The 15,295-nt window shown below is 49.0% G+C and carries 10 protein-coding genes; 6 read left to right on the forward strand and 4 right to left on the reverse strand.

Going from position 1 to position 15,295, the window contains the following annotated elements:
* The first annotated feature begins 183 nt into the window (after positions 1 to 183).
* The 5 genes from ACOJUN_RS22200 (at position 184) to ACOJUN_RS22220 (ending at position 7,177) form a co-directional block, all read left to right on the forward strand.
* Positions 184 to 969, forward strand: a complete 786-nt coding sequence (locus tag ACOJUN_RS22200; protein WP_422134035.1) for a hypothetical protein — start codon at positions 184 to 186, stop codon at positions 967 to 969.
* Entirely contained in the window at positions 933 to 2,867 is a 1,935-nt protein-coding gene (locus ACOJUN_RS22205; protein ID WP_422134036.1) for a hypothetical protein, read from the forward strand. Before ACOJUN_RS22200 ends, ACOJUN_RS22205 begins: the two co-directional genes overlap by 37 nt.
* A 418-nt stretch (positions 2,868 to 3,285) precedes the next feature.
* Positions 3,286 to 3,705: a hypothetical protein gene (locus ACOJUN_RS22210; RefSeq protein ID WP_422134037.1), complete on the forward strand. Its 420-nt coding sequence runs from the start codon at positions 3,286 to 3,288 to the stop codon at positions 3,703 to 3,705.
* A gap of 5 nt (positions 3,706 to 3,710) precedes the next feature.
* Positions 3,711 to 4,979, forward strand: coding sequence for a hypothetical protein (locus ACOJUN_RS22215; RefSeq protein ID WP_422134038.1), 1,269 nt, complete (start codon positions 3,711 to 3,713; stop codon positions 4,977 to 4,979).
* 470 nt (positions 4,980 to 5,449) lie between these two features.
* The gene (locus tag ACOJUN_RS22220; RefSeq protein ID WP_422134039.1) at positions 5,450 to 7,177 is read left to right on the forward strand and encodes a hypothetical protein; all 1,728 of its coding nucleotides are present in this window, start codon (positions 5,450 to 5,452) and stop codon (positions 7,175 to 7,177) included.
* A gap of 59 nt (positions 7,178 to 7,236) precedes the next feature.
* Here ACOJUN_RS22220 and cysG read toward each other — a convergent pair whose 3' ends face one another.
* Positions 7,237 to 8,625, reverse strand: coding sequence for a siroheme synthase CysG (gene cysG, locus ACOJUN_RS22225; RefSeq protein ID WP_422134040.1), 1,389 nt, complete (start codon positions 8,623 to 8,625; stop codon positions 7,237 to 7,239).
* A 509-nt stretch (positions 8,626 to 9,134) separates the two neighbouring features.
* Here cysG and ACOJUN_RS22230 point away from each other — a divergent pair.
* Entirely contained in the window at positions 9,135 to 10,526 is a 1,392-nt protein-coding gene (locus ACOJUN_RS22230; protein WP_422134041.1) for an MATE family efflux transporter, read from the forward strand.
* Between the two features lie 34 nt (positions 10,527 to 10,560).
* Here ACOJUN_RS22230 and serS read toward each other — a convergent pair whose 3' ends face one another.
* From serS to ACOJUN_RS22245, 3 genes are all read right to left on the reverse strand, one after another.
* Positions 10,561 to 11,844: a serine--tRNA ligase gene (gene serS, locus ACOJUN_RS22235; RefSeq protein WP_422134042.1), complete on the reverse strand. Its 1,284-nt coding sequence runs from the start codon at positions 11,842 to 11,844 to the stop codon at positions 10,561 to 10,563.
* A gap of 177 nt (positions 11,845 to 12,021) precedes the next feature.
* Positions 12,022 to 13,524, reverse strand: coding sequence for a hypothetical protein (locus ACOJUN_RS22240; protein WP_422134043.1), 1,503 nt, complete (start codon positions 13,522 to 13,524; stop codon positions 12,022 to 12,024).
* 146 nt (positions 13,525 to 13,670) lie between these two features.
* Positions 13,671 to 15,218: a hypothetical protein gene (locus ACOJUN_RS22245; protein WP_422134044.1), complete on the reverse strand. Its 1,548-nt coding sequence runs from the start codon at positions 15,216 to 15,218 to the stop codon at positions 13,671 to 13,673.
* Between the last annotated feature and the right edge of the window lie 77 nt (positions 15,219 to 15,295).

Below are 15,295 nucleotides of genomic sequence, written 5' to 3' on the forward strand. Positions count from 1 at the left end.
AACCAACTGGTTAGGTACTTATATGAGCGGCTCAGGAGTCATGGCTAATACCCTGAGTAGCAGCACTAAAGAGAGGATTGACAGAAAGACCCATCTGTTTTCTTGCAACACCTTAATCCTATTAGTGGATAACTATAAACACAGCGACTAGGCTTTCTGTCGGCTTTTCAAGGAGACCTGAAAATGATTAAGTTGCGGCACTATTCGGTCCTGTTCATTGCTCCTGAATTTCTGTTACTGGCCCTGACCATTCAATCTACACCCACTACAGCGTTAACAGCCCCCATAAAGATTAATGATGCAGAAGACCTGAGCAAGATTGGTCGAGAATATCCACTAAACGGTACCTATCAACAGACAGCGGATATTGTTGTCACTAAAGACTATCAATCCATTGGCAATGATACCCATCCATTCACCGGGGAGTACTATGGGCAGTGCCGTACCATCAGCGGCCTGTCTGACTGTTTTATAGACACTCTGAAAGGCAGCATCAGGAACCTTCACTTTACGGGTGCCAATATAACTTCCTGGAAGACGACCGGGTTAGCAGCCTGTGTTGTTGATGATACTGGCAAAGTCAGTAATATCCGGGCGAAAGATGTTCGTATTGACAACCCAGGGGGGAGGCGTGTGCGCGTCGGCATCGGGGGTGGGGTGGTTAAAGGAATGGTTGACAACACCACGGCGGTGAACTGCCATGTCTTACTCAAGGCTTCGGATTCAAACGCCGGCATCGGGGGGGGGTATGTTACAGATACAGGAAAGGTTGCCAACACCATGGCGGTGAACAGCAGTGTCACAACCTCGGGTCAGCATGCACATGCCGGCATCGGGGGGGGTGGGTTGAAGGAACGGTTGCCAACACCACTGCGGTTTACAGCAGGGTCGAAACCAAGAATTTCAAGGCATGCGCCGGCATCGGTGGGGGGGTGGTTAAAGGAACGGTTGTCAACACCACGGCGGTGAACAGCCATGTCAAAACCGAGGGTAATCAAGCAGAAGCCGGCATCGGAGGGGGGTTGTTGTATTACCGGGGAAAGGTTGACAGCACCACGGCGGTGAAAAGCTCGGTCAAAACCTCGGGTTCGAATGCAGATGCCGGCATCGGTGGGGGGGAGGTTCACGGTACGGTTGACAAAACCACTGCGGTGAACAGCAATGCCAAAACCGAGGGTTGGTATGCAGACGCCGGCATCGGGGGGGCGTTTGTTACAAATACAGGAAAGGTTGCCAACACCATGGCGGTGAACAGCCATGTCGGAGCCACCAAGCGTGGATTTTCAAAAGCCGGGATCGGGGCTGGGGGAAATAGTGGAACAAAGGTTACCAAGACCAATGCGGTGAACAGCTATGTCAATGGCAATATAAGGAATTTTGGATCTATCCCCAATGATCAACTTTTTTGCCAAAATGCAGACCCACGTGTGTTAACAGCCAATTGCTCTTCGAGAACTGAATTTCGGGATGCGTTGGATTTATCGTTTTGCCTGGTAAATGCCGCTACCGCAACTTCCCTTCCAACGGAATTATGTAGCTCTCTCAGAGGCCAAACGACGGGGGTTCAACAACGGCTTATCGACGACAGTGATCTTGTTAGCGAACGACAGTGCGTTGTTCTCAGTGCCGACCCTGCAGATGATTTAAGTGAGTTGATAAAACAGATTCCTGATAACACCGTTATCTTGCTTTCCTCCAAAACAACTTCTCCAACCGTTGCCCCCGTGACAGGTAAGCCCACTGTTGAATATTTTATCGCCAATGCAATCGTTTTGAAGAGCGGTCAGGACATCATCGGGGCTGCTGATGACGGTTTTGAAATTGTTATCAAGCTTCATGATAACTTTACAAGTAAATACATGATCGGAGTTGGCGTTCACTACGATGACGAATTCAATTTTGGAGAAACAGCAGACAGTCATATAAAACACATTACTTTCCAGCCAACCGGAGTTAATCCAGATACTCAAACTGACGCTATTGTCCACACAAACTGCTATTCTGGGACATTATCTATAGAGAACAACGTTTTTTATCTCCCTGTCCGGGCCGCAGTTAACATTAATTGTTCTGCGAATCTGGATGCATCCACCAGTGATTTGCACACGAGCCCGGGCTTACGTTTCGCTGATAATCATGTCATTGGTCAAACCATCCACACAACAAAACTCAGTATGATTCCCGAGAAAGCAATATTCATTAATCTTCGCAACATCAATAACCTGTCAAACAAACTCGAAATAATTGGTAACACATTCCGGGGCAAAATCTCGGAATTGGCTCAGATTGCAATTGGATCCGGAAGCAATATTAATATCTTCAGAAACACTGTTGATATTGATAATAAAGACAAGACACCTGGCGAAATTCGTACAGGAATTGAAGGAGGGTTCGCTTTAAAAGGTCTTTTCGTTTCTGCCTATAGAAAAGCGCCTCTCATTAATCTGGCTGGTAACAACATCAACGTCACAACGACAGCTTTAACTATCTATGACAAGCTTGATCTGGCGCTGGCCTGTAACCACTTTCTGGGAATGACTTTGTGGAAAGTAGACAACGAAGATTTCCCCCTGAAAGCCGTTGATCCATTGCCACTGGCAGATGAGTGCCCAAGGTCTGTGAGTTCAACCGTCGGCATGGCAACGACCAATGCATCGACACTTTGCCAGATCGTGAATACCTGGACTCCCTTCAATGATTCCAAAGCCACTGCTTTGACTGGACTGACCAACGTCGAGGGTCAGTTCTACTTTGACTCAGCTGTCTGCATGACAGAGCCTCAATCCTTTGCTTCATCAGCGGGTACAACTCCAGTGACCAATGCTTTGGGGGTCATAGCTTCTCTGGCCATAGTGTTGAATCTATAGCCTGAGCTGATTCCTCGGTTAAAAGAGCATGCCCGCACCCTGTATATGAAAGGCTCAGGAATCAAGGCTAATACTCTGATTAGCAGCACTAAAGAGAGGATTGACAAAAAGATCCATCTATTTTCTTGCAACACCATCATCACATTAATGGATAAGTATAAACACAGCGTCTAGTCTTCCTAACGACTTTTCCAAGGAGTCCTGAAAATGATTAAGTTGCGGCACCATTCGGCCCTGTTCATCGCTCCTGTATTTCTGTTACTGCCCCTGAACCTTCAGGCTCAAAACACGACTCAACCTACAACCGCAGTTCATCCAACAACCACAGCTCAACCGACAGCAGCACTTCAACCGACAGCGGCAGCTGAATCGACAACCTCAGTTCATCCAACAACCACAGTTCAATTGACAACGGCAGTTGAACCGACAGCCTCAGTTCAAACGACAGCCGCAGTTCAACCGTTCGCCGCAGTTCAACCGTTCGCCGCAGTTCAATCGACAGCCGAAGTTCAATCGACAGCCGCAGTTCAATCGTCAGCCGCAGTTCAATCGTCAGCCGCAGTTCAATCGTCAGCCGCAGTTCAATCGTCAGCCGCAGTTCAATCGACAGCTGGAGTTCAATCGACAGCTACAGCTCAATCGACAGCTACAGCTCAATCGACAGCTACAGCTCAATCGTCAACTGCAGCTCCTACTACTGCAACTCCCCCTCCAAGGGAATTATGTAGCTCTCTCAGAGGTCAAACGACTGGGGTTGAACAACGGCTTAAGCAGTACCCTGGTCTTGTTAGCGGACGACAGTGCGTTGTTCTCAGTGCCGACCCTGCAGATGATTTAAGTGAGTTGATTAAACGGATTCCTGATAACACCATTATCTTGCTTTCCTCCAAAACAACTTCTCCAACCGTTGCCCCCGTGACAGGTAAGCCCACTGTTGAATATCTTATCGCCAATGCAATAACTTTGAAGAACGGTCAGGACATCATCGGGGCTGCTGATGACGGTTATGAAATTGTTATCAAGCTTCATCCAGGTTTTGCAGACAGAAACATGATCGAGGTTGGAGTTGAATACAATGGCGGATTCAATTTTAGCGAAACAATAGACAATCATATAAAACACATAACTTTCCGGCCAACCGGAGCTAATCCCGATAATCCAATCTACTCTATTTTTCACACAAACTGTTATAACCGGACACTGGCTATAGAAAACAACGTTTTATATCTCCCTACCTTTGCCGCAGTCGACATGAGATGCTCTTCATCTCTGGATGCATCCGCCAACAATTTGCAAACGGGTCCAGGCTTGCGTTTCGCCAAGAACGAGGTCATAGGTGAAACCATCCGCACAACACAGCACAGTATGATTCCCGAGGCAGCAATAATCATTAATCTTGGTAACATCACCAGACAGTCAAACAAACTCGAAATAATTGAGAACACAGTCCGGGGCAAAACCTCACAATTGGCTGAGATTCAGCTTGGGCCCGAAAACAGTATTGATATCTTCAGAAACACGGTTACCATTGATACTGAAGGCATAACGCGTTACGAAATTGCAACAGGATATGCAGGCCGACGAGGGGGATTCGCTCTTATAGGTGATCGGTTTGGCGGTAAAGTTTCTCGCTTTAAACTGGCTGGTAATTATATCTACGTCACAACGAAAAATATAAACATCTCTTACAGCATTGGACTGGCCCTGGCCTGTAACGACTTTCTGGGAACGGCTCTGTGGAACCAATACAGCGAATTTCGTCCAGTGATAGCAGTTGACCCCATACCGCTCGGAACTGAGTGCCAAAGATCCGTGAGTTCAACCGCCGGCATGGCAACGACCAGTAGACCGACACTCAACCAGATCGTGAATACCTGGACTCCCATCAATTATTCCACAGCTTCTGTTCTGACCGGGCTGACCAATATCCAGGGTCAGCTCTACTTTGATAATGATGCAAACTGCCCGACAGTTGCTGCCCCTGCTGTTATTGACACCACATCAGCAGGTATAGACGACTCTGATTTTGTGACCACTTCAACTGCAGGTTTAACCGCCGCGACGACTGCTTTGGGTGTTATAACCACTCTGGCTGTATTGTTGAATCTATAGTCTTATGCAACCAGGCCCTGACATAAATGTACCCTGCGTTTATTCTGATTCCCGTGCTTTCAGGTACTATGGGTGGTCCCGGCCCGGGAATCCGCACATCATCTCGGGAGATAGACATTCCCGTCGAGGGCAAAACGAGTGATATGAAATAGCTCTGGAGTCAGGGCTGGCTGTCCGGGCAAGAGCACTGAAGAGAGGGTAGTAAGAAAAATCCAACTGTTTTTCCTGAAACATCTTAACCATATTAATGGATAAGTATAAATGCGGAGTCTAGGCTTCCTATCTAGGAGCCTGACCGAGAATAGCGCCCGTAGCGAGGACGGCAGAAAATTGAGGATGAAAATTCGGTTTTGTGAGGAGAATAGCGAGCTATTTGACGAACAAAAGCGGATTTTCAGACCAATTTGCTGCCGCCGCAGTAGGGCAGTCTATTCTCGGTCAGGCTCCTAGGCTTATCGGGAGTCCTTAACATGACCAAGCTACAGTATTATTCAACCTGCTTAATCGCTCTTGTACTCCTGTCACAGGCTCTGATTCTGCAGGCACAGAACACAACTCGATCACCCAGTGTAACCCCTTCTGCTCCCCCCCTCCTTCCGACTGAATTGTGCGACCGTCTTTCAGGGGTTGATGCAGTAGTGAACCTTTATAGCGACCTTGTTTACAATCGACAGTGTATTGTTCTCAAAGCTGACCCGACAGAGAATTTAAACAAGCTGATCGAACGGATTCCCGAGAACACTGTTATTTTGCTCTCCTCCGAAACCGTGCAGACCTCAACCACTGCCCCAACCACTGCCAATGTCACCACCAGCTCTTCGATGAATATGACCTCTTCCTCAATGGTTCAGTCAAATAGCACCACAGCGATGCCGCCTCCGTCAACGACCTCGGCGCCTGGTAAAATTACCGCTAAATACTTTATTGACGGTGAAATTCGTTTGAAAGACGGTCAGGACATTCTTGGACCTGCCGAGGTCGATCATGAAATCGTTATCGAGAATCGGCCAGGATTTACAGGCAGTAGTATGATCAGGATTGGAGCCCCTGATAACTTCCTCTTCGAAGAAAGAAGAAAAAGTAATATACGACACATTACTTTCCGGCCAACCTGGGAGAATAACCTCCCCAAAATTGACTCCATTGTTTTTGCAGAGTGTTATAACCGCAGACTGATATTAGAAGAAAACGTATTCCATCTTCCTGTTCGGGCAGCAGTTAACCTGGATTGCAAGTTACCTTTGAATTTATCCGCCACTTATTGGTATCGAGGTCCAGGTCTACAGTTCGCCAATAACACGGTCATTGGGAAAAAATACACCGGGCTTCACAACGGCATTCTTTCCAATCTTATTCCCGATCAGGGAATATTAATCAATCTTCCCGCCATCAAGTACCAGTCCAGGTTATTGACTGTGACTGGGAACACATTCCGGGGCGATATGGCAGAGGCGGGAGAGTTCAGACTAGGCCCCAGAATCACCATGGATGTGTTCAAAAACACTGTTGATATTTCCAATGAGGGTATCACACGACTCGACCCTCTTCGCAAGGGAGGGTTTGTACTTGTTGGTACCGCAGATAAGGAAACAAAGTTTCCTCTTTTTTACCTGATTGGTAATCAGATCAAAACAACACAGACCGCTCTGACCGTCAGTGGACTGCTTGCTCTGAATTTGGTTTGTAACCACCTTCAGGCAGTCAAACCATGGTGGCAACCTCTGAAACGCTTCAGCTTGAAAGCAGCACACATAACACTGGACGACGCGGAAAAACAAAAACTGTGCGAAAAAGTTGTAAGTTCACCCAGTGTCTGGCCAATTCCCACTCAAACAACCGTAAATATCTGGACCGCCATGAATGCTTCCACGGCCACTGCCTGCGCCGGGCTGGTCAACCTCGAAGGTGAGCTCTTCTTTGTTTCAGAAGTCTGCCAGCCAGTCAGTCCGCCCCTTGACTCAGCTGCAGGTTTCGCAGCCTTCTTCAATGCCGTCAATATGAGTTCGGCAGCGGCCTCCAATTTATCAAACACAGTTACGACCACAGCACTCCCAACTTCATCAAATACAAATATGACCGTCGTACCCACTTCATCAACTACAAATATGACAGTCCTGCCCACTTCATCAGCAGGTAAAGCCGCAGTGACGACTGCTCTGGGTGTCATGGCCACTCTGGCCATATTGTCGAACTTATAACCTGATGCATTCCCGCGCAAAGGGCGGGAATGCAGTGGGTGGGGGATGTATTGTTTGAACTAAGAAGTTTGAGGATTAAACCACTTAAGCTTGTCGTGGAGCTGCACCACATCGCCAACAATTATCAGAGTGGGTGCCTTTACAGCATTCCCTTCAACAATACTGCAGATCGTCTCCAGAGTTCCGGTGAATACCCTTTGTTTCTGGGTGGTTCCTTTCTCAATCAAAGCAATGGGTGTGTCTGAACTGCGCCCGTGTTTGTGTAACTCTTCACAGATTCGTGGCAGCCCCATCAGACCCATGTAGAAAACCAGAGTCTGGGAAGTGTCAACCATTTCTTGCCAGTTCAGGTTATAGCTGTCGTCTTTAAGATGACCGGTTACAAACCTTACAGACTGAGCATGATCTCTGTGCGTCAGGGGAATGCCCGCATAACTGGCACAGCCGGATGCCGCCGTAACACCCGGCACCACCTGAAAAGGAATATTCTCTTCAGCCAGAGAGTCAATCTCTTCACCTCCCCGACCAAAAATAAATGGATCTCCTCCTTTTAGACGCAACACCCGCTTACCTTCTTTTGCCAGATCCACCAGTAGCTGATTAATTTCTTCCTGGGGGCGGGTGTGTCGATCGCGCTTCTTGCCTACGTAAATGTAATCCGCATCCCGACGACAGAGTGACAATACCTGTTCTGAAACCAGTCGGTCATGCAACACGACATCAGCCTGCTGCATCAACCTCAGCGCTTTGAATGTCAGCAGGTCCGGGTCGCCTGGCCCACCACCCACCAGATACACTTCCCCGGTTGTCACCGCTTCGGAGCTGGCCAGCTCTTCTGCCATTAAACGTTGGGCTGCTTCAACATCACCGGAAATGGCTTTTTCCGCAGCGCTCCCGGTTAACACGCGCTCCCAGAAATATCTGCGATCATTAATATGGCTGAATTTCCGGGACACTTCTGCACGAAACTGCCCCGCCATTTCGGCCAGACGGCCATAGCCCGCCGGCAAGATGGATTCCAATCGCTGTCGCAGCATTCGCGCTAAAACAGGTGCTTTTCCTCCCGTTGAGAAAGCCACCATAACCGGTGAGCGATCCACAATAGAAGGCATTACGGCATTACCGGATTGAGCGTCATCGACGACATTGACAAACAAATTTTGCAGCTTTGCCTGCCGGGCCACTTCCGAGTTCACTTCAGGGTCATCGGTTGCTGCAATCACGAGACAAACGCCTTTCAAGTCAGAAAGCTCAAAGGCTTTCTGCCGGAACTGATGATCTCCGGCATTGATCAATGTCATCAGGTCCGGGTGAATTTCGGGCGCTACCAGCTGAATCATCGCACCCGCATCAGACAGTAATCTGGCTTTGCGCAAGGCAATGTCCCCCCCCCCAACGAGAAGACAGGGACGATCACGAACTTCGAGGAATAATGGCAAATAATCCACTCGGACGACTCTCTTTCAGTTATCATTATTGTATCCGGGAAACGGTTTTTTCAGCGGCTTAACCTGATACTGAACCTGTTCCTCTCATTGTCCGGCATTATACCAGTGAATGCTTATCCTTTAATAAGAATAAATTTGATCCTTATACCCTCTTTTAAAGCCTTAAAATCCAATGCCTGGTTGTCTCACTTCAGAGTTCGGTATTTCCCAGCAGATGAGCGATACTTTAGTTCATATAATCTACGCCGAATAATTCAAGACTGAATCTAGAACAGTCTAAGTACTCAGCCATACGGAATCGAATATTTCTGGCTTATTGGGCAGGTGCTCTGCAAGGCGCAACGACGGGAACATAGCAAGCTATGTGACCAGAGTTGCAACGCATCACGACTGCATGGATGCAGGAGCTAGAGCAACGCAGGAGCAGTTGCCGCGAGTGCCTGAGCAATAAGTCAGAAAATATGATTTCGTAGGGTTGAGTACTTAATACCCTTTTTATCAGGAACTGCATGAATACATCCGCTTCACTAAGTTTTAGTGCGGACAGGGAGTTTTTTCATAAACTCTGGCGCCTCGCCCTGCCTGTTTCCCTGCAATCCATGATGTTTTCCCTGCTCGGACTCATCGATATTCTGATGGTCGGTCAGCTGGGTGAGACAGCCGTTGCTGCGGTGGGCCTGGGAAACCGAATCTTTTTCTTTAACCTGATTCTGACTGCCTCTCTGGGTAGCGGTATGAGTATTCTGGCCTCACAGTTTATCGGCTCGGGCGATCCTGCGGGCTTGCGAAGAACGCTGGTGCAATCGCTGCTGACCTCAGTACTCATCACGGTACCTATCGTGGCCTTTTACATGCTGCTGCCTGATGTCGTGATCGGGCTTTCAACCCGCGACCCTGAGCTAACCCGACTGGCTATTGAATACCTCCTGATTACCGCCCCTTCGATTATCTGTGCGGCAATTGTCGTACCTTTGGAAGCCGCGATGAGAGCATCTGGCGATGCCAGAACACCCACCCTCATTGGCTTTTATGCCATTCTGGTGAATGTATTCCTGAATTACGTGCTGATTTTTGGGCACTTTGGATTCCCGGAACTGGGCGTTGCCGGATCGGCCTGGGGAACAACCCTGTCCAGACTCTTCCAGACAGTCCTTCTGCTCTGGTACATCAAACAATTCAGAAGCTACCTGATTCCCGAAAAACAGGATTTAGAGTTGGGCCTGAAAACGAAAGAGCTGATTCGCTATTTCAAAGTCAGTGTTCCCATCGTGCTCCAGGACGGTTCCTGGGCTTTTGGTCTGATTATATACAGCGTCATCTATGCCGGTATTGGTGTCAATGAGCTTGCAGTCATGTCAGCGATCTCCTCTATCGAGGCCATCCTGATTTCACTGTTTCTCGGATTCGGTGTGGGCGGCTCTATTATTCTGGGTCAGGAACTGGGAGCCTGCCGTTTTGAGAGAGCCTGGCGACAGGGTTGGATGATGCTGATCATGTCACCCTTTATTGCGCTATTTATTGGTACTCTGCTGATCGTTTTCCGGACGGATGTAGTCACCCTGTTCGGAAACTTTGAAGGCCCTACCATGACTATGGCCGAGGAGGCAATGATCGTAGCCAGTGTGGGCTTATGTATCCGGGTTATCAACCTGATGGGAATTCTTGGTCTGCTGAGAAGTGGCGGCGATGTCAAAGCCACCGCTATCATCAGCACCTTTGCCATGTGGGGGATTGGCATCCCCATGGCCTGGCTCGCAGCGCACTGGGGACTGCCGCTGTACCTGGTGTTTATTTTCAGCCTGTTTGAAGAGCTGTTTAAGGCTATGATGGTGTTGTTCAGAGTATTCTCACGACGGTGGTTGAAGAACCTGGTCTCGGAGCCTGTGACCCAGAGCACCTGAAGGTGCTCTGGTTTCAGAACTATCTGTTTCAGAACTATCTGCCCAGGACAGTGACGCCACCCATGTAAGGCTGAAGCACTTCCGGGATAGTAATGGAGCCGTCTTCATTCTGATAATTTTCCAGAACAGCCACCAGCGTTCTGCCCACTGCCAGACCCGAACCATTGAGGGTATGCAGCAGTTCCGGCTTGCCGGTTTCGGGATTACGGAAACGGGCCAGCATGCGGCGAGCCTGGAAATCCAGACAGTTACTGACAGAAGAAATCTCACGGTACTTGCCCTGACCCGGCAGCCAGACTTCCAGATCGTAAGTTTTGGCGGCACCAAAGCCAAGATCACCGCCGCAGAGCGCGACTACGCGATAAGGCAGTCCCAGTTTCTGCAGAATAGCCTCAGCATGACCGGTCATGGCTTCCAGGGCCTCGAACGACTTTTCCGGATGCACTACCTGAACCATTTCCACTTTCTCAAACTGATGCTGGCGGATCAGGCCACGGGTATCACGACCATGGCTGCCTGCTTCGCTGCGAAAACAGCAAGAGTGTGCCGTCAGTTTCAGTGGCAGTTCAGTGGCATCCAGAATGCTTTCGCGCACGACGTTAGTCAGGGTCACTTCGGAGGTTGGAATCAGGTAGAAAGGTTTCTCAGCTTCAGCGCATTCGGTCTTGAACAGATCTTCACTGAACTTTGGCAGCTGTCCAGTCCCCAGCAGAGCGGTATCATGAACCAGAGCCGGTGTATTGACCTCTTCATAACCATGTTCCTGAACCTGAACATCCAGCATAAACTGAGCCAGGGCACGATGCAGTCGGGCAATGCCACCACGCATCAGTGTAAAACGTGCACCAGACAGTTTGGTGCCGGTTTCAAAGTCCAGACCCAGGGGCTCACCCAGATCAACGTGATCCTTAATGTCAAACTGGAAATCAGTCGGGGTCCCCCAGCGACGCACTTCAACATTGTCTTCTTCATCAGCTCCTTCCGGTACTGATTCATGGGGCAGATTGGGAACCCCCAGTAACAAGTCATTCAGTTCTACCTGCAGGGCTGACAGTTGGTGCTCGGACTCTTTCACCTCCGCAGAGAGCTGGTCCATACGAGCCTTGAGTTCGGAGATATCACCGCCCCGGGATTTGATCTTGCCGAACTCCTTCGACCCGGATTTACGTTCGCTCTGAAGCTGTTCGGTGCGAATCTGCAGGGACTTGCGACGCTCTTCCAAAGCGTTTAGTCGCTCTACATCCAGCTCGAAATGCTTTTTACGAAGCAAGGCAGCCACTTCATCGAGGTGGCTGCGAACGTATTTGGGATCCAGCATGTGAATTCCGTAACCTTATGTCTTGAACAATTCTGAGGGTCCTGAACCAGGACGAGCGCAGAGATCCTGAGCAGATCTCCGTGAAACATCAATAATAAGGAAAGTCTGTAAATTCACAAGGGGCAGGTTCTTTAATTGCGGAAATTGTTTATTGGGGAGTCTTTTTAATGGTGCCATTCAGCTCCAGGTCGCCTTGCGACACTGAACCTCAGAAGTCCTTGGGGTACGCCAGCTGGAACAGCCACTTGCTTTTTGCTGACTTGAAGAACTACTGGAGGGTGAATGTGTGGTCGCCCTCCCCTGCTGATGGCTAGTTCCGCTGCAGGTGGCTGTTCGGGCCCTTTCATCCGCCTCTTCCTGCATCATCTCCATCTCCATCTCCCGGCGTCTTTTCTCTTCTTTTGTCAAGAGATACCTGCGTTCCTTCAAATAGTCGTATAGCTTTATCAGCGATATCTGCATGCTGAGATTAATATCCACGTTACAGGAATAGGGATCCAGAGCCCCGGACCTGATCAGTACTTTCTCCGTAACCCTTCTATCAAAGCCTTCCATAATCTCTCCGATCTTTTTCCTGTCTCTCCTGTCAGGCTCCCGGTCCCTTCCTTCCTGATCTTCCAGCTCGAGTGCCTTGCCTAACTTTCTTTGCAACTCCTCCGCCTGTTCAATCTCCCATGTCCATTGCTCTCTTTGTGATAGCCTCTGGCCATGAGCAATGACTATACCCATCACGCCGGTTAAAAAACCTCCGAGCAAGGCGCCTGAAAGGAACAGTACTTTATAATTGAGACCATCAAGGTTATAACCACTGCGTGGGTGGTAGGTGACCGGCTTTTTACCCTCCAGAACTCTGTGAACCTGCTGGTACCATTCAGTGCCATAACCTTCAAGACCAGCGGCGTCCATAAACAGGGCGGAAAGATCTTCTTGATAATGACGACGTTCACTGTCTGTACGCCAGAGGGTGGAATGGCTGTTAAACAGTTCAGTCAAAGAGGAAACGTAAAGAACAAAGGCTGGGTCTCTGGCAATCTCCGGGTCCTGTTTTTGCTCATCGACCCTGTAGCTGAGATGACGAAGCGCCTTGCCACGGAGAAAAAGCTCCTGCATTTCTACCAGAATAAAACCGAGCTGCCGGGATAACTCTTCCTTGGAAAGCGGGTTGGACGGAAACTCTCTGAAACTGTTCTGCACTGCCTCCTCAATCAGGCTCTCTATTGAGTCCGTTCGGTCTTCAGCCGAGACCCCCTGAAGCAACACAGGTCGCGTTCGATACCAACGGGCAACATCCGGGGATTCTTCCATGCCAGGTGCTTTGTTGAGCAGAAGGTGAAACATAGGGTGGTCCGGATTGTCGCTAGCGGTGACTTTCGAAATAGTATGCCGGACAGCCTGCTGGACGAGTCTGGTCAGAAACTGCTGTCGGTTTTCTGTCTGACTGCCTGGGAAAAAGCGGTCCTGCGCCTCCTGATCCTGCTCATAGACTCGCCGAACCGAAACCATGATGGCTTTTAACAGCTTCTCATTTTCTTCGGCAAACACGTAATCAAAATAGAGACTATTCAGGTTATCCCGAACATTCCTGGCGGCTTTCTGCTCGGGTGACTCAGCACTGCCCCAACAGGAAGCCACCAGCAGCAAGCTGAGAAACACAAACAATAATTCTCGAAGAAAAAACATCTGACCTCCCTGTCAAACGGCAAATTTAGAAAGTATAGGACAAGCAACTGTGGTTGCTGCGGAATAAAAACAATGAATCCATGGCCAGAACCTTTAATGGCGGAAATTGTTTACTGAAATAAATCAGCTGACAAAGCTTTAAATAATCAATCCCAGCTAGCCTCCAGACCCTGAACTGAAAGAGTGGTCGGTGTATCCCAGCTGGAAAAGCCAAAACCACCATCGTTGTCTGAAGAATCCCAACTGAAGCCGGAATTGGATAGGGTATTGCGCTTATTTTGTTGATGGGTTGTTGCAGTGTAGGCGGCTGCTCTGGCTCTTTCAGCCGCTTCTTGCCGCTGCTGTTCATGACGTATTTTATCTTCTCTTGTCAGGATATATTCTTCTTGTCTCAAATGGCTATAAAGATCTGCCAGCGACCACTGCATATAGAGATCATCCAGATCCATGTCACAGAAATGGGGATCCAGAACCCCGGCTCTGATCATGACTTTTTCCCAAATCTTTCGATCAAAGCCTTCGATGATATCTCTTACCTTCTTCCTGTCCCTTCTGTTAGGTGTCCAGTCCCTTCCTTTCGGATCCTTCCGCCAGGGCTTGTTGAGTGCTCTGCCCAGCTTCTTTCGCAGCTTTTCCTCTTGCCGCCACTTGCGTTCCATTTTATATTCATCGACCATCAAAAAGGCCATTATGCTGATCATGCTGATGACCATGCCGCCTGCCGAAGCGATCACCCCAATTTTAAACCAGCGTTCACAGTTATTGTCATCCTGATGGCTTTGCCTGATCGGCTTTTTACTGACCAGCTTTTTACTGACCCGTTTTTCACCATCCAGAATTCTGCGAACCTGCTGATACCACCCAAGACCATAATCCTGACGGTCAGCCGCTTCCATAAACAGGGCAGAGAGGTTTTCCTGATAGTCACGACGTTTGCTGTCTTTATGCCAGAGGGTGGGATGATTATTAAAGTCTTCAGTCAGGATGGTCAGGTAAATGTTAAATGCAGGGTCTCTGGCAATCCGTGGGTTCTGTTTTTGCTTGTCTACCTTAAAGCTAAGCGAACGAAGCGCCTTGCCACGGAGAAAAAGCTCCTGCATTTCCAGCAGAATAAAACCGAGTTGCCGGGCTGACTGCTCCGGGGAAAGCGGGTTGGTGGGAAATTCTCTGAAGCTGTTCTGCACAGCCTCCTCAATCAGACTCTCCATGGAGTCCAGACGATCTTCAGCCATCACCCCCTGAAGCATGACCGGATAGGTTTGAGACCAGTGAACGACATCCTGAGATTCCTTCATGTCGGGAGCATCGCTGAATGCCTGCAGGAGATGAAACATGGGACGGTCCGGGTCACTGTCGTCCAATTTATCGTTAACTTTCGCAATAGTGTGGCGGGCAGCCTGCTGGACGAGTCTGGTAAGAAACTGCTGTCGAGCTTCTTTCTGATTGTCTGGAACCAGTTGGTCTTGCGGCCACTGATTCGGCTTATAAAGGTCATAGATTTGCCGGACAGATACCATCATGGCTTTTAACAGCCCCTCATTTTCTTTGGCAAAGACATAGTCAAAATAGAGATTGTTGAGGTTCTTCCGGGCATTCCTCTCAGCTTTCTGCTCGATTGACTCAACACTGCTCCAGCTGGAAGCCGCCGCTATCATACTGAGAAACAAAAACAGAAAACCACGAAAAACAAGCATCCAACACCCCTGTGTCCTGACAAATTAAGGAAGCATAGAACAAGGTAATGGCAGCTGCAGAGAAAAAACCAATGAAT

This window comes from Endozoicomonas sp. ALD040 (assembly GCF_049275945.1).
Taxonomy (GTDB): Bacteria; Pseudomonadota; Gammaproteobacteria; order Pseudomonadales; family Endozoicomonadaceae; genus Endozoicomonas_A.